This is a genomic window from Telmatobacter bradus, assembly GCF_048629425.1.
Classification (GTDB): Bacteria; Acidobacteriota; Terriglobia; order Terriglobales; family Acidobacteriaceae; genus Telmatobacter; species Telmatobacter bradus.
Map to the genome: position 1 here is coordinate 3,951,637 of NZ_CP184532.1, position 19,651 is coordinate 3,971,287.

Below are 19,651 nucleotides of genomic sequence, written 5' to 3' on the forward strand. Positions count from 1 at the left end.
CCGCGCAAGACATGAAGCGGGGGCACTCAACAAAAGAAATTTGGTTTGAGGCAAGCGCCCTCCTTCAGAATCTCGCCCCACGCGGGCAACACAGGAGAGCGAACATCATGCCATACGCCAGCAGCAACACCGCCAACACCGCGCCGCACAGTAAAAATGCGGCGATGCCGAGCGAATCCCCTTACCAGCAGCGCACCACGCAGCGCGACAACCCCACGCAGCAACTTATAAAGCAAGCCGTGGACTACCTGCTCCAGCAGCTTGAAGCGGGCAAGAGCGAAACTCTGACCGCTTATCTCGCAGCGATGGCCCGTTTCCATAATTACTCTTTCGGCAACATCATGAGCATTGCACGGCAGCGCCCATCGGCGACCCACGTTGCCGGATTCCATACATGGAAAGAGCTTGGCCGCTTCGTGAAACGTGGCGAAAAAGGAATTCAGATTCTCGCCCCGATGGTCGGCAAACGGCGCACAAAGGACGACGGCAACCAGCGCAGCAAACAGGACGACAGCGCCAAGGCCGCGCCCGTGCTGATTGGTTTCCGCGCCGTGTACGTCTTCGATGTGGCGCAGACCGAAGGCGCGGACCTGCCCGAGTTTGAGCACAACATTACCGGCGAAGTGGGCGAACACCGCAACCGTCTGATTGCCTTTCTTGACTCACAGAACATCGCCCTTGAATACAACGAAAATATTGCGCCCGCTCTTGGCGTGAGCTACGGCGGAAAGATTGCCATTCTACCCGGCCAGACACCCGCCGAGGATCTGGTTTGTCTGGTCCATGAAACGGCGCATGAGCTTTTGCACAAGAGCGACCGCCGCACCATGACCACCGCCACCGTGCGCGAGACAGAAGCCGAGGCCGTGGCTTTCATCGTTGGCCAAGCTATCGGCCTTGAGATGGGCAAAGCCTCTTCGGACTATATCCAGATGTACGCCGGAAATGCGGCATTGCTGGCCGAAAGTCTTGAAGTCATCCAGCGCACCTCCGCCGTGATCCTTGAAGCCATCACCGAGGAATCAACCAGCAAACACGCGACACATGCAGCCGCGACGCCAGAGACGCGGGACGAACTCGCGGAGGTGGCGTAATGAAAACCATTCTTTGCGTTCTTGAGCGGGCCGGAGGTTTCCGGCCCACGCTCTACCTCAAGATCGAGAATCCGCCATTCATGGCCCTTGTGATTGAAGCCACACCAGAGCCGGGACCGTGCGGATTGCCCGCAATCTCAATAGCGCACTACGGCAAGCAGAACGGCGACCCAATGCGCGACCCGGAAATGTGCTTCGAGTTGGTGAGACCGCCTCTTGGCGCTTTGAGCCTCTCGAGCTTCTATTTCCGGAACGACTACCTCGGCATCGAGCAGTATTCACGATATGTGAGCGAGAAAGATTGCATCGTCTTGTCTGACCTGCACAGAGAGCACGAGCAATTCGCCCGCCAGTGGGACCGCAATATCCACGCGCAAGGATTCCTCGAAGCCTTTAACGACAAATCGATTCGCGGCTAGTCCGCTCCCTGCGGAGCGGATTATAGGCTCAACGTGTATCCGCTCCGCGTGCCTTCACTTTTCAACCGCTCGAAAGGAGCTTTCATCATGGAACAGACTGTCATCAATGCCACTGAATACCGCGAGATTTCGCTTTCCTTGCTGAACGAATCAAAGACCAACCCCCGCCGCGCTTTTGACGAGACGAGCCTTAAAGAACTGGCCGACTCCATCCGCAGCCAGGGCGTTCTGTCGCCCTTGCTTGTCCGGCCACTCACCGAAAACGGCTTCGAGATCGTGGCCGGTGCGCGGCGCTATCGCGCCGCACAGATGGCCGAACAGCAAACCGTGCCGGTACGCATCAAACAGATGAGTGACGCCGAGACATTGGAGGCGCAGCTCGTCGAGAACTTGATTCGCGCCGAAATTCACCCGATGGAAGAAGCCGAAGGCTTCGCGCGGCTTTTGGCATTGGACGAGCCAAAGTACAGCATTGAGCAAATCGCCGCCAAGGTGGGAAAGCACCCTTCGTTTGTCGCTTCGAGGCTGAAAATGACTGACCTCACAAAGCCTGTCGTCGATGCTTTCTATGCCAATGAGATTGGCGTAGGCCATGCGCTACTACTTGCGAAGCTGCCCGCTGACCAGCAGCTACAGGCCCTTTCTGCTTGCTTCAAAGAAGTCTATAACGGCGGCACGAATCCGGCTCGGATTCTTCTGCCTGTGCGCAATCTGCAATTCTGGATTGAGACGAATGTTCTCCTCATCCTGAAAGACGCGCCGTTCGACAAACGCGACGCGCAACTTGTCGCCACAGTGGGCAGTTGCGCCGACTGCCCCAAGCGCACCGGCCACAATAAACTGCTTTTCGGTGATGACCTCGGCAAGCAGGGCGACCGCTGCACCGATCCCCACTGTTTCAATGCGAAACTCTCAGCACACGTTGCCAAGGCCGTTGCCGCCAAGCCCAGCCTTGTGCAGATCAGCACGGCCTACGGTGGGCAGAAAGAAGGCAGTCCAGTATTGCCGCGCAACAAGTACACGGCGATCCGCGACGACAAGCCCCAAAAGAAAGAAGATGCCCAGAGCCCGGAATTCAAAGTGTGCAAGTATGCCGCCGATGCCATCATCACCGAAGGCAGCGACATCGGCACCATTCACAAGGTGTGCGCGAATCCCGATTGCCCCATTCACCACGCCAGCAAGCAACGGCCCGCGACCGACACGACCTTCAAGGCAGAGCAGGAGAAGCGTCGCCGCGAGGAGGCCATCGCCCAAGCGACCGGCCTTCGCGTCCTGAAAGCAACCAGCGACGCGGTTCCCGTCCGCCTGATGAAGCGCGACCTGCTCTTTGTCACCGAGCGCCTAGCCGCCGCGTTGGACGAGCGCCGTCTGGCGGTCATCTTTCGCCTTCACGGCATCGGCAAGGTCAACGGAACCGGAGACGCCCCGGCTAAGTTACTTGCGTCCTTTCTTCGCAAGGCCGACGAGAGCACCCTTGGCCGGGTATTGGTGGCAATCGCCGTTCTGCAATCGACGCACAGTTCCAATGAATCCGCGAAAGCCCTGCGCGAAGCCGCCGAGTTCTACAAGGTGGAGGTGGGCGCGATCACGACCAAGGTCAAGCAGGAGTTCGCTGCCAAGGAGAAAGCGCAAACCACGCGGAAGGCAACGGACAAAGTGAAGCTGCCCCAGCAACGTATAGCAGCAAAGAAGGCCAAGGCTGCATAGAGTCAAATCAGGGAACCTTGAATCACAGCGGGGTCCGGCGTGCCGGACCCCATTTTTCATCGGACGCGCCCGTCTTCCCGCCCAGTGAGGTGCTGTCGCTGCGCGTCAGGCTCTTTGGCCCACCCAGACGGGCGTATCCGGGGTAATCTATTGTTTGCAGGCATTTGATTTGAAATGGAGCGAAGATGGGCGTATTGAATCGTATCGGTATTGCGATTGATTCTGAGTTGCTGGAGAGATTTGACCGCTCCCTAGAGCGCAGCGGTTATACCAATCGCTCGGAAGCTTTTCGTGATTTGATCCGTGACCGGTTGGTCAGCGAACAGACTGCTGCGCCCAGTTCCATTGTTGTGGGAACCGTTACCCTGATCTACGACCACCATGCGCACGGAGTCGGTGAAAAGCTTACGGAATTACAGCACGCCTACCATCATCTGGTAGTCTCCACAACGCACGCCCACCTGGATCACGATTCCTGTCTGGAAGTCCTCATTGTGCATGGCAAATCGTCTGAAGTGGACCAGTTTTCGGACCGATTAATTGGCCTCAAAGGAGTACAACACGGCAGGCTTGTAAAAACCGTGCCTGCTCAGGGGGTGGATAAAAGCAAGAAGACACCTCATAAGCATACGCACAAGCATTCACTCTAAGACAGCGCGACTTGCTCATGACAGGCATCACAAGCAGGTCGCACGAGTAGGGGCGCATTCTTAGAAGTGTCTTGTTAATCCAAATCGAATCTGAAACGGTTCGACAGGATGTGCAACACGAGTAAATGTCGATGCGTGAGCCGGAATTCCTATCGAGGTCAGACCGGGAAGCACCCTCGACTCGTAGGCGTAATCAATATCGCTGTCCGCGCGGTCCAGCATATTCAGGAATTCCGCTGAAGCGTGCCACTTTTTGCCGAATTTATAGCCGAGTTCACCATTGAGCAGCACGGTTTGTTTCGAGCGGAAGATGCCGTCCGAGGTCAGGTCGCGAGGCCCGAAGTAGCGCAGTCGCATACTCGACGAAAACCCATTCCAGTCGTGTAACGTGACTCCAGATGCAATCACGAGTCCGACGGCCTCGGGAACGTGCTTGCCGCCGTCGCTATTCGGTGCCGCATCGTCTCCGTCCACTTGTGTGAAAAGGGCTCTGGAATTGGCAATATCGAAATCGATGGCCAGATGCTCCCAAGGCGTATAGTAGTTGGCCCACTCAAAACCATAGCGATTACTGGGCTGTTCTGAAGCGGAAGTGCCGCCGGTGTCTCCGTCCTGCATCAGTTCAGAATTGCTATGCAGATACCAGAGAGAAACTGTGCTTTGCAGATGAGGGACGGCTACGGTGCGTACACCAATCTCTCCACCTTTGGTTTGCACCAAGGGCGGTGTCTTCGGTGCAGGCGTGTTGGGATAAGGATCGTCCGCAGAGATTGGCTCTACCGTTTGCGTTGTGCCACGGCCATCATTGGAATGGAAACTGAATCCGCCTTGAGCATAGAACTCCGTATTGGCCCACGGGCCGAAGACCAAACTGGCTTTGGGACTGGGTAGAAACTTGGTCGCTGAGCCGGAGTTGGCAGCGTTGACTGTGGCCGAGTAGGCGAGGCTATGAACGATGAATTTCTCATCATCGCCACGCAGCGCCACGGCGGAGCGGAATTTGCTCATCCACTGCATCTTGTTCTCGGCATAAAAACTTCCAATGGTGTCAGTGAAGCGATCCCGCTCTCTGGTTGCAGGCAGTGTCACAGGAATTCCATCGTCCGTATTGTAGTCAGTCTTCTGCATGCGTACACGGTTCTTGGCTGCATAGAGACCGTTATTGATCCAGTCATTGCGCAGTTGCAGGCCGATGGTGTTTTCCATCTTGCGGCCTGCCCATTGGCTAAAGACCGTGTGATGCGCCTCGAATCCTGTTACCCAGCGCCTGTCCTGCTGTTCGAACTGGTCGCCATGAACCGGATCTACCAGGTAATAGGTGAAATTGGAGAAGAGATCGAGATCGTAGTAGAAGAGATAGGTAGAGATTCTGGTCACAGAATTTGCGTTCTGCCGATGCCACTCAGGCTGCAAGCTGTATCGCTGCGAGTGCCCTCCATCGCTCGGGTCCAGCGTGCCGTATAGACCAACCAGTGAAACGGCACTCACAGGAATCTGATCGCTCGAATGCCATCTTCCGTGGTAGCCACGGGCAGTAATGCCGAGGCCATTGGCATCGTCTCCCTGGCTGTAGGTGAGCAGACCGTTCAGCTTTGTAAAGGCATCGGGATGCGTCCATGGTCCGTTGTCGTAATACAACTCTCCGCCATACAGCAGGTTGCCTTCGCCCAGTTTGTGCGATGCGCCAAAGACGGCCCGCCCGTAGTCGTACGTTCCGCCTTCTACCTGAAAAAAGTTTTTAGGAAGAGTCTTGAAGTATTCCACGTGGGCCGCACCAGTCGAACCAAAGTTGCCGATATTGGCGTAATAAGGCCCCTTTTCAAAGTTCACGCGTTTCACAAACTCAGGAATGACGATATTCATGTCCGAGTAGCCTTCGCCGTGCGCGTGCGAGGGCAGATTCAGCGGCATATCGTCGATGAAGATGGCCAGATCGGTTCCATGATCTAGACTGAAGCCGCGTAGATAATATTGGTTGGCCTTACCACCGCCAGCGTGTTGCGTAATGATGAGGCCGGGAACGGCTTCCAGAACTTCGCCAGAACGCAGAATTGGGCGATCTTGCAGTTCGACAGCGCCAACTGTACCCTGGGTTCCTGAATCGGCAATTCCGATGAGGTCGTCCGCGCGGCCCTGCACGTTCACTGTTGTGCTGACTGTATGCACAGCCAGCGAGATGCGGATCGGAGTCATCGCTCCTGGGTTCCCGACAGAGATGGACATTTCTCTGGTTTCAAAATCGGCACTCGATACGACAAGCTGATAATTTCCTGCCGGAAGACCGGGAATCATGAAGATGCCGCTTTTGTCTGTTTGTGCCGATTTTTGAAGAGAACCATTCTTGCTCTGGACATGAACAGTTGCCCCGCTAATCACTGCACCAGATGTGTCAACGACAGTTCCTGATAACCGTGACAGTGCAGATCTTTCACTCGTGTCAGGCGATTGACTCTGTGAATCAGGTGTCCGTGCGCCAATCGCGGTCTGTGTGGAAAGCAGCGAAGCCACGGTTAGCAGGGCAACAAGAATCGTTCTGTGGATAGGCATCTATACAGGCTCCAGAAAGGATTGGGCGTTCCATTTTGCTTGCCAAGTCTCTGGTCAATTGCCGAAGCGACGGCATCTTGGGCGGAAGTTTCCTTCCGAAACGGCAAGCAGAATTCCCCCTGATGACCATTGTTGCACTGGTAGCACGAAAATAGTATTAGTATGCGGCATAATAATATAAAAAACGTATGCCGCTTAGTCTGAGATACCTTTATGGCTTTGGCCGTCACGCCGGGAACAGAGATGGCGCGATGGCCGCATTCTCCTTGTACTTGCGGTGGTACGCTCTGACAAACGCATTGACGAGTTTGGAATCGTCGCCTCTTCTGATCGCAGTATGGGTATCCAGGACAAGCTGGTCATGAATGAGTGGACGGCAGACAATGCCGGGAGCATGTACACTGCGCGCCAGCGCCTGCGTGGAAAACGAAATGCCGATTCCAGACCCGACCATGTGCACCACTTCCTGCGGGGTCAGTATGTGGTGCAATTCACGAATCAAAATCCCCAGCGACTTCGCCTGATTCATCAGGGTCCGGTAGAAAACCGGATGCGCGCTTTCTTGAAAGACGATCCAGGAGTCTTGCGCAAAGTCATCAAGTGAAACGCTTGCCTTGTCCGCCGCCGGATGATGGTCCGGCATGACTGCGTGAAGAGGTGCCTCAGACAAGAAAGTGTAGAGGACTGTTTCCATCTCCGTGGGGCGGGCGACAAACGCGAGATTGATTGCGCCATCCAGCAGCTTCTGCACCAGCACTGGCGCGAAATTTGTGTCCGTCTCCACGCGGAACTTAGGGAATTGCGGCAGACGAATCTCAAACAGCAGCGACAGTAGATGCGGATCGATATAGGGAGAGTGCCCGATCAGCAGGATGTGCTCTTTGCCTTCATGAGCCATTTGGCCGCGATGAACTCCCAGCTTGATATGCTGCGCGGCGCGGCGAAATGCATCGACAAGTTCCTGCCCGGCCTCCGTAAAGATTACGTGGCGGCTGCTGCGGTCGCAGATGGGGAATCTGACAATCTCTTCGAGCTGCTCAATCTGTCGGCTGAGGCTGGATTGCCCCAGATTTAATCTTGTCGCGGCCCGCGTGAAGCTAAGCTCCTCGGCCAGGGCCAGGATTGCCTGAATGTGGCGCGTCTCAATAGGGGCAGGCATAGCGCACTCCTGGTTGGGGGATGAACCAAGACTGGCGAACTGCATGTACTGCAAGTCAGTTTGCGATCTTCAGCAGAATGGTCAACTCCTCTGCGTACACGACCGCAACGTCACCTTTCTATAGATAGGAGCACCCAGGATGCCAAACTCTTTCTCTCCAGTTACGGGATTGATTTTCTTGCAGATACACGAATTTTGCTCAGGTATTTGCAGGATCGCGTGGGCGGGAAATATTTACACTGTCCTGCAAAACTTACCTAGCCATTTTTGATCTATGCGCGCGGGGAATACCTGCATTCCGGATAAGCATTGGACTTTCAGAGCGGCATCGGGCATTTTGACTTCATTGCCCAGTCTCTGGAACCACGTTGCCGTGGACTATGAGCTTTGGAACAGGCCAATTCTTCGATAGAGACAAAACTGCTGAATCTCTTGGTTGAACCCATGAAGGAGGTAGCGACTCGATGAATTTCATGCCGACAACGCAATTGGATGAGCTGGCTGATCCGCTTCTGACCGCCGAGGATGTTGCTGCGAAGTTGAAGGTCAGCACGGATTGGGTCTGGGATCACTCCTCACGAAAACGCCCTTATCTGCCGGTCATTCGCATGAGCAACGGTGTGCTGCGCTACCGTGCCAGCGGGATCGAAGAATTTCTGCGAGAGCGGGAACTGGCCTCCAATTTGCGGCGCAAACGCCAGTAAAATGGAGGCAGCCCGTTTTCCTCCCACACAGAAATCGAGGAAGCGATGGGTAAATCGCACCAGAAGGGATGGGTGTCGGTTCGCGGCAAGAAGTGGTACGGATACTTCCGTCGTACGGTCATCGATCCCAAAACAAAGCAACCCAAAAACGTCTCGACTCCGGTTGCGCTCGGGCTGAAATCCGAGATGACCAAATACGAGGCGCGCGAGAAGCTGGAAGTTGAAATCAAGAGACTTACCGGCCATGTCACAGAAGATGGCGTTGTAAAGAATGGCAGCGTTACCTTCGAGTGGTTTGTCCAAAACCGCTACCTGCCACTGAAGGAGGCGGACTGGAAGGAAGAGACGGCCAAGACGAAGCGGTTTCTCATTCAGGCTGATCTCGTCAATGCGTTCAAGGATGTACGGCTCGAACACATCGACAAACTTGCTCTCCAGACCCACCTCAACCGGATGGCCAAAACCCGGTCCAAGGACAGAGTCTTGCAGGCCAGAGCGTACATGCGGGCGATCTTCGCCGAGGCAGTCGATCAGGACTTCCTGCCGAAAGACCCGGCACGTTCGATCAAAGTGCCTTCGGTGTTGTTGGAGACCGACAAGACAACGCTGACCTGGGATCAAATGCGGAAGGCACTGTCCATTCTTCCACTGCGGGACCGGATCGTGCTCAAGCTTGATATGTCGAACGCCCTGCGTCCCGGAGAGTTGTTCGGATTGCGCTGGGGATGCTTTGATCCCAAGCTTTGCCAGATCGAGATCAGGGAGACGGTCTACAAGGGAAAGATTCGTCCCTGGGGCAAGACCAAAGGCAGTCTCACCAAAATCCCGATTGCCACGCAGCTTGCGGAAGAATTGCAAGCCTGGCGTAGGCAAAGTCTGGAAGAGCAGCGGCACCAGAAGACCTGGCATGGGCCGATGGCGGATTCACCGGAAGCCTTCATTTTTGCAGGGCGTAACGGCGGGTTCATCGATGCAACGAACTATCGGAACCGGGTACTGCACAAGCTGGCCGAGCAACTGGGCTTGCCGAAGCTGACCTTTCAGGTCATTCGGCGCACGATTGCCACGCTGGCCAAGGACAAGGGCCACGTCAAGGACATTCAGGGGATGATGCGTCACTCCCGGCTGGCCACGACGACCGAAGTCTATATGCAGTCTCTTGAAGAGGGCGTCCGTTCAACGGTGAATTCGATCTACGAGGAACTCAGTGACACGGGGACCTTTGGATCGGGTCCGGCGCGAACAACTCGCATCAACCAGCGAGGGCAGGAACAAGTATCCGAGCTGACGAATGCCGCGCTGGAAACAACAACAACGCAAACAGAGAATTCCTGTGCGAAGCCGGTTCGAGGAGTGGTTTTGGAGTTTGCGACAAGATTGCGACAAAGTCGAGAGAGGAGGGAGCTTCTAAATGATTGATTTAATTGGTGGACCTGATCGGGATCGAACCGATGACCTCTTCCATGCCATGTTGTGGGCAAAAGCCCATATTATTGATCTAATGAGACTTATGAGACGGATAAACCGGCAAAACCGGCCCAATCGGCGGTATTTGCTACCAAAATGCTACCAAATCTTCAACCAGTGGGAAGCGGGTCAACCGGTGGGGAGTTGATCCGCAGAACGCCTCTATTCGGTCCTTTACATGCCATAGCTTCAAATGAACTGGAAGTCGTAGGCTTTTAGCCGGATCTTTGCCCTGGCGTGAAGGAGGCAGGTATGAGAGTCACAATTATGGTTACCGACGTGATTGTCCGATTTCGATTGGCAGCCATTGAACATGCATCTCATGAGCCGCAGGCGTGGCAACTTGAGGTGATGACCATAGAGGAAGTGGCGCACATTCTCGTGTCCCTCGGTTTTCTCAGTCAGGATGATGCTGCGCAACTTACCAAAGCCAGCACGACCATCACCCCGCAACAGGGCATCACGACATTTCCCTTCGCCGATTTAGCGGAAGTGGCAGCGCTCGTTCATCCAGAGGACGAACCACCAAGCCTCGAAGCATTACAGTCCCACGTCCTGATCGCCAAAGGCGAAACGACAGAAGAGGCGCTGGCCGCAGCCGGCTTTGTGTTGAGAGTCGATGGTCCGCTGCAATGATGGCATATGCGTCCTGGAAGAACGGCGTCCGCATCTCGAAGACGTTCAGGTATTCGTTATCCAAGTCCTCCGAATACGCGTGCCCGAGATGCGGCGCGAACACGATGGAAGGACGCGCGTGATGGTCCTCGGCCAGCCACATGGGAAAGACGTCGAACTTCTGGTTGCCGGGAAACACGGCGTAGAACGCGGACATGTTTTCCAGAGTTTCTTCCATCACCTGAGCCGTGCATAGACGAAGACACGATGCACGGCGAGTGCGATGCTGCGCCTGCAGGGTTCATCCTCTACCGAGCGTGATCTATTGAGCTAACCCATGTGAGGTTGACCGAAGTGACGCGGAATACCCCATTCGGAAGACTTTGAAGTGGCCGGGGGCGGCACAAAGGGAAGCCCGAGGGAGTGCCGAAGTTGGTCCAGGATTGAATGTGCCTTTGTCAGTATTAAGAAAAAGAGGTATAGTTTTTCTTAACAGAGAAGAGAGGTGTCGCGTGGAATCCATGCGGGATCAGATAGTTGAACGGGTTGAACGACTTGGCGAGGGAAAAGTCTTCTCGGCAAAGGATTTCCTCGACATTGCCAGCCGAACGACTATCGACGTGACTCTGGCGGAATTAGCGCACAAGGGCACGGTACGCCGTATCCGCCGAGGTCTCTATGACATGCCGCGCGTTAATCCCGCCCTCGGTGGAACGCTCAGCCCTGACATCGACGAAGCCGCGCGCGCAATTGCGCGGCGACAACGTTGGAAGATCGTGCCGGACGGAGCGTGGGCGGCAAACCTGTTGGGACTTTCAACACAGGTGCCGTCGAAAATCATCTACCTGACCGACGGACCAAACAATGAAGTACCCATTGGGCGGCGTAGCATTGTATTCAAACACGCTCGTCCAAAGGTGCTCGCCGGGTTTGAGGGGAAGATCGCTCTCGTCGTCCAGGCATTGCGTCATCTGGGCAAAGAAAACGTTGGGACGCACGAGATGGAAGTGCTGCGGGCGGCGCTCACGCCGTCCGAGAGGAAGAAATTCGTCCGGGATGCCCGATTCGGCGTGGATTGGATTTATGAAGTTGCGAGCCGGATTGCAGAGGAGACCGCGTGAACAAAGTTGCACGAATGACGAAACGTGACCGCGCGGATTTGTTCGCCGAAACGGCGGAGAGACGGGACCTTTCCGAAGCTGTCGTTGAAAAGGACTTCTGGGTCTGCTGGACGCTGAAACAGTTGTTTGCGATTGATGCCCTGAGAGATCGCCTGCTTTTTAAGGGCGGCACATCGTTGTCGAAAATCTATCACGCGATCAACCGCTTTTCGGAAGACATCGATCTGGCCGTGGATTACGTCGCCCTTGGATTCATAGGCGATCGCGATCCGCGCCGGGAAGGACTGTCGAAAACTAAGCGCGCCGCTATTCTGGCGGAAATGATGGCCGCCTGTCAGCAGTACATCGGCAGTGAATTTATCGAAGTTCTTCGGGTCCGCTGCGAAGAGATTCTCGGCAATGGAGAAGATTGGACTCTGGCAGTTAGCGCGCAGGACAGGAATATAGTCCGCTTTCAGTATCCGTCTGCCGCGCCGACGCTCGACTACATCAAGCCCCAAGTCATTCTTGAGCTCGGCACCCATGCTGAATTCGTGCCGCGCGGCAGCTTTACAGTGCGCGCCTTTGCAGCGGAAGAGTTCCCCGCCTTGTTCGAAGAATCCGACGTTCCCGTAACTTCGCTTCTTGCGAAACGCACCTTTTGGGAAAAGGCGACCATCCTCCATGCCGAGTTCTTTCGACCGGCAGAGAAGGCGCTGCCGGAACGCTATTCGCGGCACTATTACGATCTTGCGATGCTGGCGCAAAGCCCGGTTCGTGGCGATGCTCTGGCAGACATAGCTCTCCTGGATCAGGTCGTGCGCCATAAGCAAGCCTTCTATCCGTCCGGCTGGGCAAAATATGACCTGGCACGCGTCGGGAGCTTACATCTCGTTCCGACCGAGGAGCGACGCGCGGCGTTGGAGAGGGACTACCGCAGTATGAGCGTGATGATCTTCGGGAATCCCCCGCCATTTGGCAAAATTATCGAAGTCCTCACTGCGTTGGAGCAAGAGATAAACCAGAAGTGAACGTGGATGCCTTCGGTGGTTCCAGTGTCAGGCACCAGTGCAAATCTATGCGTCGAAAGCCTGCCGTCTTTTCAAGAAAGCCCAGCCGGTCTTCAACGAAAACCTGTGTGACTGTATTGCCGTACTGCGATTTCCTTGGCAGATCGAAGCCGGACATGACGCTCGTGTACTGGTACAAGCACGATCCTTCGGGTAGACCGCACAGTGCGCCTTCAATCGAGCGCATCTCGGCTTCGAGTTCCTGGTCGGTCAAACCTTCTTCGTCGAGTCCAGCAAGAGAGAACAGGCATCCATACCCGGCGCTTGCGTTTTTCGAGAAGGAGAGCCAGACCATTGGCGGATTCGGTCGCAACGACCGCTTCTCTTATGCCCAGCGTTTTGGTGGACCGGGTGAAGTCGCCGGGAGCGTCTTTCTCGAAGCCGGGACGGCAAGTGGCCGCGAGCCTACAAGCGTTGTTGACCTGCGTTCCTATATAGGCCAGTTCCTGGAAGTGGAGTGCCCGTTCTTTTCTGTACCAGTTAAGTTGAGAGAAACTGGACTGAGAGGAGCGTTGTATGGCACGAGGCAAGAAGCATACTCCGGAGCAAATTGTGAGTTTGTTGCGGCAGGTTGAGGTCGCAGTGGCGAATGGTAAGTCGACCGCGCAGGCCAGCAAAGAGGCTTTGATCACCGAGCAGACGTACTACCGTTGGCGCAAGGAATATGGTGGTCTGCAGGTGGATCAGGCGCGGCGACTGAAAGAGCTTGAGCAGGAGAACTCTAAGCTCAAGCGTCTGGTGGCCGATTTGAGCTTGGACAAACTGGTGCTGAAGGACATCGCCTCGGGAAACTTCTAAGCCCTGAGCGACGGCGTTGTGCCGTCGGCTATGCCTGCGAACAAGGCATGAGTGAACGGCGAGCGTGCCAACTGGTGAAGCAGCCACGCGGCACGCAACGCTATCAGCCGACACAACGCGAAGACGAAGATCGACTCACCCAGGCCATCATCGTGCTGGCCAGCAAATATGGCCGCTACGGATACCGGCGCATCACCGCTCTGTTGAAGCGCGCAGGCTGGAAGGTTGGCAAGGATCGGGTAGAGAGAATCTGGCGTCGCGAGGGGCTTAAGGTTCCGCAGAAGCAGAAGCCGCGTGGTCGGTTGTGGCTCAACGATGGATCCTGTGTGCGCCTGCGGCCGGAGCGCAGAAATCACGTATGGAGCTACGATTTCGTGAGCGCTAAGACGCATGACGGGCGCACGGCGCGGATGCTGAACCTGATTGATGAACACACCAGGGAGTGCCTAATGATTCGTTGCGAGCGAAGTTGGACGAGCGCCAAGGTGATCAGCGCATTGGCCGATGTGATGGTGATGAAGGGCGTTCCAGAACATCTTCGCTCGGACAATGGTCCGGAATTCGTGGCCAAGGATCTGCGAAGATGGCTGGCTGCAACCGGAGCAAAGACGGCCTATATCGAACCCGGTTCTCCCTGGGAGAACGGCCCTCGTCGAAGCATTGTGGGATCTGCGCCATGGACGCAACCCTGGCCTCGTCTAAGGCAAGTTACTCACCCTTCAACACAAGAATGCCTGCCCGGATGAGGCTGGCATTCTTTTATGCAAAACGGCAGCAATTCTAGAACAGCATTCTTTTGCCGAAGCGCTCTCGCCTGCGGCAAGCCTTGGTGCGTCGCAGGTTAATGCGGCAAATGCGGCCTCAACCATCCATAGAGCCATGTGCCTGCCAAAGCGCTGGCAATCGCCACTAGCAATACGCTCACGCCGCTGCCCACCAGCGAGAACAGCGGCCCAGGGCAAGCGCCTGTCAGCGCCCACCCAAGGCCAAAAATCGTCCCTCCGGCCGCGTAGCGGATTCCCTTCCCAAGCGGCTTGTCCGGGATTGAGATTGGCTCGCCATTCGCAGCGCGCACCCCCAGCCGCTTCAGCACCGCAATAGAGAGCGCGGCGGTAACAACCGCCGAACCGATGATGCCGAGCATGCGGAAAGACTCGAAATGGAACATCTCCTGGATGCGAAACCACGAAACCACCTCAGCCCGCGTCAGGACAAATCCAAACGCAATACCCAGCGCCAGATATACCGGCAGAAAACGCGCGCTCGGCGCTGCCAACGGTGCTTCTCCGCCACAACCTTCAAATTGCACCGGTTGTTGTATGGCCCCACCGCAACCTTCGAACCGTCCCGGCGGCTGAATCGTTTGCTCGCTCATCGCGCCCCCAACAACAACGGCAGAAGCAGCCAGCTTCCCGCCAGTCCACCGGCAAAGAAACCGATCACGGCAATCAGCGAGGCAGGTTGAAGATTTGCCAATCCGCTGATGGCATGACCCGAGGTGCAGCCCGCCGCATACGCTGTGCCAAGACCGACCAGAAATCCGCCCACCACTATCGGCACAAAGCCTCGCACCGTCAGCAGCGCGTGCCAGTTGAAGATCTCCTGGGGAGCAAATCCCGACAAGTCGTGAATGCCCAGTTGCGCTATCGTGTTGCGAGCCGCAGGCGACAGCTCAACATCGTGCGCGCCAAAATGCGCTGCCAGAAAACCTCCCACCACAACTCCCGCCAGGAACACAAGATTCCACGACCCCACGCGTCGCCAGTCATAGCGAAAATACTCGATCTTGCCAGGCACAACAGCAGCGCAAATATGGCTCAGACTCGCGGAAACGCCAAACACCTTATTGCCCACAAGCAGCAATGCGGGCACAAAGAGACCAATCAACGGGCCAGCCACGTACCACGGCCATTCGCTGTGCAGAAATGCATGCATTGTGCGCCCTCCTTCCAGACGTTTCTATTTCCTGATCCACCCAAGGCCTATCTGGAAGCTGTTCTGATACATCGTCAGGTTGGCATTGCCGCCGCCTGCTGACGACGGAATCGATCCCGAGCCATTCATGGTATTCGCAAATGCATGGACATAGGCAAACGACACTTCCTTGTTGCTGGCAAATTTCCAGGTCGCGCCAAAATGCAGGTGATCTTTGGTGACGGCCGGCGCCAGCAGGTTGAAGAATGTCTGCGATGCATCGAACGGCGCGCCGCCGTGATTGTAGCCCGCGCGCAGCACCAAGTCGCGGCTTGCCTTCACATCTACGCCAGTCTTCACCACGTTGATGCTATGCCATCCGAATCCAGGGCCGTTCGCCGATCCCAGCAACGCCTGATTGGCGTCCGAGTTGGCAATCGACTTCACCGAGCTGTAAAAGATCCGCTCCAGGTCAGCCGAGACGGTTGCCCTCGAGCCCACATGCACGGCCACACCACCTGCTACATTTGCCGGAACGTCGAACTTGCCGTCCTCCGCAAACAATCCCCTGTAGCGGTCGAACGCCGTTGCCCAGGTGCGTGTCTGGTAGGTTGCGCCAACGCTGACTACATCGTTCAACTCTCCGATCCAACCCACGCGCAAGCCGCCGCCATACGAATTCGAATGACCTGTGTTCGTCACATGCGTGGGGTCCGACGAAGAATTCGACGTGGCAAAGTTCTGCAGGCCCTCGACAGAGACGCGCTGGTAAGCGATGTTGGCCGCAATACCTACCGCATTCCGTTTGCCCAGCTTGTAGGAAAGCGCCGGCGAGAGGAAGAACTGATCCAAGTCAACGCCGCCGCGTGTAGAGCCCAGCAGCAGAATTGGATTCCTGAACGACGTGTTCAAACCGCCATTGCCGTAAAGAGCCACACCCACTGCGAGCTTTGGCTTCACCGTGCGGCTGTAGCCAAACTCAGGCAATTCGAAATTCACCACGCGGTTTGCATCGTAGTTGCCGTTTACATTCGGATAGCCCACGGGCAACACATTGCCGACGATCGTACCCGAGCGGATTGGTCTGAACACCGTCAAGCCCACATCCACGCGATTACCTGCGGCAAACAGGCCGGCTGGATTTATTGCCGGTGCCAGAGCATCGGCGGGCGCGGCGACACCGGCGCCGCCCTTACCCTGTTGCTTGGTTCCGAACCCGGTCACGAAATATCCATCCGTAGCAAACAGTGTGTGCGCCGTCAGAAATACGACAGCGAGCAGGACTCCACGTGCAATGAGTTTGAACAAAACAATCTCCTGTGGATACAGCATCGCTGGCTGGTCGCGCACCACTGCACGCTACCAACTGGACCGTATCGGTTGCAGCCTATGCTGTTCCGCCGTGGGACAAGGAGAAGTACTCGCTAGAAATGCGAAACCCACCAGCCTGAGCAGCATTGGCGGTGGGTTACGAATAACTCGACTTCGAATCGGGCTCTTAGGTTAAAAGGTTCCGATCTCCATCCGCCAGCGAATCTTTGGTCTGCGTACAAACGCAGGCGCTGGGCCGACAAGCAAAAGGCTGCTGGGTGGAAATCTTCATGAAGTTGAGATTAGGAGTGAATCGGTCCGATGTCAAGAATTTGTTCGCAAATAGAACGGGCAGTTCTAATTATGAATAAACATTCATATGCTTCGAACACTATTCCATTGAGTTTTCGAGCAAGGAGTATTACGCTTTGGCTTATGTACAGGCAGCTCCACAACACGATGCCGATGTTCTGCCGTTGTTATCGCGGACAATGGGTCATGTGGTCCTGCGTGTCGAGCTAGATATCGCGCCAGGATACATCCGAGCGACCCACGAGCAGTCGTGGGTTTTTCCGTCTTTGCACCTATCCCATTCCCCCCACGGGAGATATCGAGCATTCCATGAGCGAAACCACTCCCTATTCCATCGTCGCCGCCCAGGATGGGCATGGCACACGTCTCGGCTGGGTCTCATCCACAACTGGCATCACCTACTGCGGCGTCTGCCTCCGCTCGCCTCTCAAGCCTTGCGTGGGCGAGTTGTGTGAAAGCTGCGGCGCTTGCGTCGTCGGCGTCTTCGACCCGGCTGCGGGCACGCAGGCGATCCGCCATGCCTGGAGCCATGTTTCCTCGCCTGCCGCACCGCCGAATCATCTTCTTGATCCCGTGGAAGAGCGATGCAGCACGCACTGATTCTCTTGAATCGAATGCCAACCTGAACAATGCATACGCATCGCATCGGCGTCAGGTGCGACAAAGCCACGCGTGTGTGTTGTTCGGGTCAATTTCCAAGCACCGCGCAGGTTCAAGCGCCTTCGGTCAGATTCGCTGCCTCTTGTCTCCCGAGACCAGTCCCACCCACACGTTCTCTTTACAGCACCCTTCTCCTGTGAAAAACTATGTGTAGATGAGCCGAAATTGCCAGATCGCCATTGCTGTCTGCTGTTGTCGTTATGACAACGCGATCACTGGCGTCTGTACAATCGGCTTCTAGTCGGCCCGTACAAGGTACGAACCACCACAGCCCACACGCCAGCAACTCTTGGCGGTGGGCTTTTTCGTTTTTCTCTACAGACACAGAACCAGGGACAAGGTGGACTCAGCCATACACAATGCGCGCCCCAGTGTAACCGATCTAGGCGTCACCATGACCGATCGCATCGGCAACACACCATTGCTGCGCCTCGATCGGCTTGTGAGCGACCTGCACGGCATTACGCTGCTGGCCAAAGCCGAGTGGCTCAACCCCGGCGGCAGCGTCAAAGATCGTGCCGCTGCCTCCATGGTGCGCGATGCTCTCGAACGCGGAACTTTGCGCAAGGGCAAGACCATCCTCGACGCCACCAGCGGCAACACGGGCATTGCACTGGCCATGCTCGGTGCGGCGCTTGGGTTTCCAGTCACACTGGCCATGCCCGCCAATGTCTCTCCCGAACGCAAGCGTATTCTCCAGGCCTACGGTGCAGAGATCGAGTGGACCGATCCAGATCAGAGTTCCGACGGCGCCATTCGCCGCGCGCGTGCGCTGGCCGCCAGCGACCCCGAGCGCTTCTGCTACGTCGACCAGTACGGAAACAACGCCAACTGGCGCGCGCATTACGAAACCACCGGCGTTGAAATCTGGGAGCAAACCGTGGGCCACGTTACGCACTTCGTCGCTGGCCTTGGCACCAGCGGCACCTTCATGGGAACCACGCGCCGCCTCAAGGAATTCAACCCCTCCATCCAGGCCATCAGCATGCAGCCTGACTCGCCCTTCCACGGCCTCGAAGGTCTCAAGTTCATGGCCACCTCCATCGTGCCACCCATCTACGATCCCGCGCTTGCCGATCGCGCCGTGGAAGTGGAAACTGAATCTGCGTACGAGGTCGCACGCCGCATGGCCCGCGAAGTCGGTCTGCTGGTCGGCATCTCCGCCGCTGCTGCCGTCTCCGCAAGCCTCGATATCGCTCGCGAAGAAGCTGCCGCTGGCCGTTCCGCCGTCATCGTCACCGTGCTTCCCGACTCGGCCGATAAATACCTCAGCGAGCGTTTCTGGGAGGAGATATGAGCATCGTCCACCTCACCGCCGCTGTCTATGCGGAGATTCGTCAACACGGCGAGCACACTTACCCTTACGAGTGCTGCGGCGCATTGCTTGGCACGCCGTCCACCGGCGGATGGTCGGTCCTGGCGGCAGTGCCCGCCGGCAACACGCGTACCGACTCCGCTCACAATCGCTATCAAATCTCGCCCGTCGAGCTGATCAAAATCGAACGCGCGGCGCGCACCCAGGGCCTTAGCATTGCGGGCTTCTATCACTCGCATCCCGACCATCCCGCCCAGTGGTCGCAAACCGATCTGGCAGAAGCCCACTGGCTCGGTTGCGCCTACATCATCACCGCCATTGAAAAGGGCCACGCGGCAATCACCAACTCATTTCTGCTCGCCGGCGCAAGCGAAGAAGACAAGCGCTTCGAACCGCAGCAGATCGTCGTCGGAGATTCGTAGCGCCTCGTCTGAATCCTTCGCAAACAAACCCGCACTTCTGCCCCGCACTTCCGCATCGAACGAAAAGGAGCAACTTACGTGACCATCTTCATCCCCACGCCGCTACGCGGTTACACCGCCGGTAAAGACGCCGTCGAAGTCGAAGCCTCCACCGTGCGCGAGGCTCTCGACCAGCTCACCGCTTCCTTCGCCGATCTCCGCAAACACCTGTTCACCGCCGACGGAAAACTCCGCGCCTTCGTCAACCTCTACTTAAACGATGAAGACGTGCGCTATCTCCCCGCGAAGGAAGCCACAGAGGTCAAGCCCTCCGATACGCTCAGCATCATCCCTTCCATCGCCGGCGGCCGCTAACCATTGGCCGTTGACCACCAGCCGTTGACC

The 19,651-nt window shown here is 56.5% G+C and carries 19 protein-coding genes and 2 pseudogenes; 14 read left to right on the top strand and 7 right to left on the bottom strand.

The window, feature by feature from the left end; all coding sequences use genetic code 11:
• Positions 1-107 precede the first annotated feature (107 nt).
• The 4 genes from ACOBR2_RS16210 to nikR all read left to right on the top strand — a co-directional run bounded on the left by ACOBR2_RS16210 (position 108) and on the right by nikR (position 3,873).
• Entirely contained in the window at positions 108-1,094 is a 987-nt protein-coding gene (locus tag ACOBR2_RS16210) for an ArdC family protein (protein WP_420237145.1), read from the top strand.
• Positions 1,094-1,513, top strand: coding sequence for a DUF6908 domain-containing protein (locus tag ACOBR2_RS16215; protein ID WP_420237146.1), 420 nt, complete (start codon positions 1,094-1,096; stop codon positions 1,511-1,513). Before ACOBR2_RS16210 ends, ACOBR2_RS16215 begins: the two co-directional genes overlap by 1 nt.
• An 87-nt stretch (positions 1,514-1,600) precedes the next feature.
• Entirely contained in the window at positions 1,601-3,223 is a 1,623-nt protein-coding gene (locus ACOBR2_RS16220; protein WP_420237147.1) for a ParB/RepB/Spo0J family partition protein, read from the top strand.
• A gap of 185 nt (positions 3,224-3,408) precedes the next feature.
• On the top strand, positions 3,409-3,873 hold the full coding sequence (gene nikR, locus ACOBR2_RS16225; RefSeq protein ID WP_420237148.1) for a nickel-responsive transcriptional regulator NikR: 465 nt from the start codon (positions 3,409-3,411) through the stop codon (positions 3,871-3,873).
• Positions 3,874-3,933: 60 nt separating this feature from the next.
• Here the strand turns inward: nikR and ACOBR2_RS16230 are convergent, their stop codons facing one another.
• Together ACOBR2_RS16230 and ACOBR2_RS16235 are read right to left on the bottom strand one after the other, a co-directional pair.
• On the bottom strand, positions 3,934-6,420 hold the full coding sequence (locus tag ACOBR2_RS16230) for a TonB-dependent receptor (RefSeq protein ID WP_420237149.1): 2,487 nt from the start codon (positions 6,418-6,420) through the stop codon (positions 3,934-3,936).
• 226 nt (positions 6,421-6,646) lie between these two features.
• On the bottom strand, positions 6,647-7,579 hold the full coding sequence (locus ACOBR2_RS16235) for a LysR family transcriptional regulator (protein ID WP_420237150.1): 933 nt from the start codon (positions 7,577-7,579) through the stop codon (positions 6,647-6,649).
• Between the two features lie 464 nt (positions 7,580-8,043).
• On the opposite strand from ACOBR2_RS16235, the gene ACOBR2_RS16240 reads away from it, so the two are divergent.
• The 3 genes from ACOBR2_RS16240 (at position 8,044) to ACOBR2_RS16250 (ending at position 10,386) form a co-directional block, all read left to right on the top strand.
• On the top strand, positions 8,044-8,283 hold the full coding sequence (locus ACOBR2_RS16240; protein WP_420237151.1) for a helix-turn-helix transcriptional regulator: 240 nt from the start codon (positions 8,044-8,046) through the stop codon (positions 8,281-8,283).
• A gap of 45 nt (positions 8,284-8,328) precedes the next feature.
• Complete coding sequence (locus ACOBR2_RS16245; protein WP_420237152.1) at positions 8,329-9,702, top strand: site-specific integrase; 1,374 nt, start codon at positions 8,329-8,331, stop codon at positions 9,700-9,702.
• 300 nt (positions 9,703-10,002) lie between these two features.
• Positions 10,003-10,386, top strand: a complete 384-nt coding sequence (locus tag ACOBR2_RS16250) for a hypothetical protein (protein ID WP_420237153.1) — start codon at positions 10,003-10,005, stop codon at positions 10,384-10,386.
• A 4-nt stretch (positions 10,387-10,390) separates the two neighbouring features.
• On the opposite strand, the pseudogene ACOBR2_RS16255 reads toward ACOBR2_RS16250, so the two are convergent.
• Positions 10,391-10,653 (bottom strand): annotated as a pseudogene (locus ACOBR2_RS16255) (type VI secretion protein); the annotation flags it as partial.
• Between the two features lie 233 nt (positions 10,654-10,886).
• On the opposite strand from ACOBR2_RS16255, the gene ACOBR2_RS16260 reads away from it, so the two are divergent.
• Positions 10,887-11,486 carry a DUF6088 family protein gene (locus ACOBR2_RS16260; RefSeq protein WP_420240025.1) on the top strand — a complete coding sequence of 200 codons (600 nt, stop codon included), beginning with the start codon at positions 10,887-10,889 and terminating at the stop codon, positions 11,484-11,486.
• Positions 11,483-12,496: a nucleotidyl transferase AbiEii/AbiGii toxin family protein gene (locus tag ACOBR2_RS16265; protein ID WP_420237154.1), complete on the top strand. Its 1,014-nt coding sequence runs from the start codon at positions 11,483-11,485 to the stop codon at positions 12,494-12,496. Before ACOBR2_RS16260 ends, ACOBR2_RS16265 begins: the two co-directional genes overlap by 4 nt.
• On the opposite strand, the gene ACOBR2_RS16270 is transcribed toward ACOBR2_RS16265, so the two are convergent.
• The gene (locus ACOBR2_RS16270) at positions 12,462-12,848 is read right to left on the bottom strand and encodes a hypothetical protein (RefSeq protein WP_420237155.1); all 387 of its coding nucleotides are present in this window, start codon (positions 12,846-12,848) and stop codon (positions 12,462-12,464) included. The two genes, ACOBR2_RS16265 and ACOBR2_RS16270, sit on opposite strands and share 35 nt — an antisense overlap.
• A gap of 203 nt (positions 12,849-13,051) precedes the next feature.
• Between ACOBR2_RS16270 and ACOBR2_RS16275 the strand changes: the two are divergent.
• A pseudogene (locus ACOBR2_RS16275) lies at positions 13,052-13,980 on the top strand (IS3 family transposase); the annotation flags it as partial.
• A 194-nt stretch (positions 13,981-14,174) separates the two neighbouring features.
• Here the strand turns inward: ACOBR2_RS16275 and ACOBR2_RS16280 are convergent.
• The 3 genes from ACOBR2_RS16280 to ACOBR2_RS16290 all read right to left on the bottom strand — a co-directional run bounded on the left by ACOBR2_RS16280 (position 14,175) and on the right by ACOBR2_RS16290 (position 16,555).
• Entirely contained in the window at positions 14,175-14,609 is a 435-nt protein-coding gene (locus ACOBR2_RS16280) for a DUF6691 family protein (RefSeq protein ID WP_420237156.1), read from the bottom strand.
• A 95-nt stretch (positions 14,610-14,704) separates the two neighbouring features.
• Positions 14,705-15,268, bottom strand: coding sequence for a YeeE/YedE family protein (locus ACOBR2_RS16285; RefSeq protein ID WP_420237157.1), 564 nt, complete (start codon positions 15,266-15,268; stop codon positions 14,705-14,707).
• A gap of 24 nt (positions 15,269-15,292) precedes the next feature.
• Positions 15,293-16,555: an OmpP1/FadL family transporter gene (locus ACOBR2_RS16290; RefSeq protein WP_420237158.1), complete on the bottom strand. Its 1,263-nt coding sequence runs from the start codon at positions 16,553-16,555 to the stop codon at positions 15,293-15,295.
• A 624-nt stretch (positions 16,556-17,179) separates the two neighbouring features.
• Between ACOBR2_RS16290 and ACOBR2_RS16295 the strand changes: the two genes are divergently transcribed.
• The 4 genes from ACOBR2_RS16295 to ACOBR2_RS16310 all read left to right on the top strand — a co-directional run bounded on the left by ACOBR2_RS16295 (position 17,180) and on the right by ACOBR2_RS16310 (position 19,621).
• Positions 17,180-17,470, top strand: a complete 291-nt coding sequence (locus ACOBR2_RS16295) for a hypothetical protein (RefSeq protein ID WP_420237159.1) — start codon at positions 17,180-17,182, stop codon at positions 17,468-17,470.
• A gap of 454 nt (positions 17,471-17,924) precedes the next feature.
• Positions 17,925-18,827, top strand: coding sequence for a PLP-dependent cysteine synthase family protein (locus ACOBR2_RS16300; protein ID WP_420237160.1), 903 nt, complete (start codon positions 17,925-17,927; stop codon positions 18,825-18,827).
• On the top strand, positions 18,824-19,267 hold the full coding sequence (locus tag ACOBR2_RS16305; protein WP_420237161.1) for a Mov34/MPN/PAD-1 family protein: 444 nt from the start codon (positions 18,824-18,826) through the stop codon (positions 19,265-19,267). The genes ACOBR2_RS16300 and ACOBR2_RS16305 overlap by 4 nt, the downstream gene beginning before the upstream one ends.
• Positions 19,268-19,345: 78 nt before the next feature.
• Positions 19,346-19,621, top strand: a complete 276-nt coding sequence (locus ACOBR2_RS16310) for a MoaD/ThiS family protein (RefSeq protein WP_420237162.1) — start codon at positions 19,346-19,348, stop codon at positions 19,619-19,621.
• The last annotated feature ends 30 nt before the right edge of the window (positions 19,622-19,651 follow it).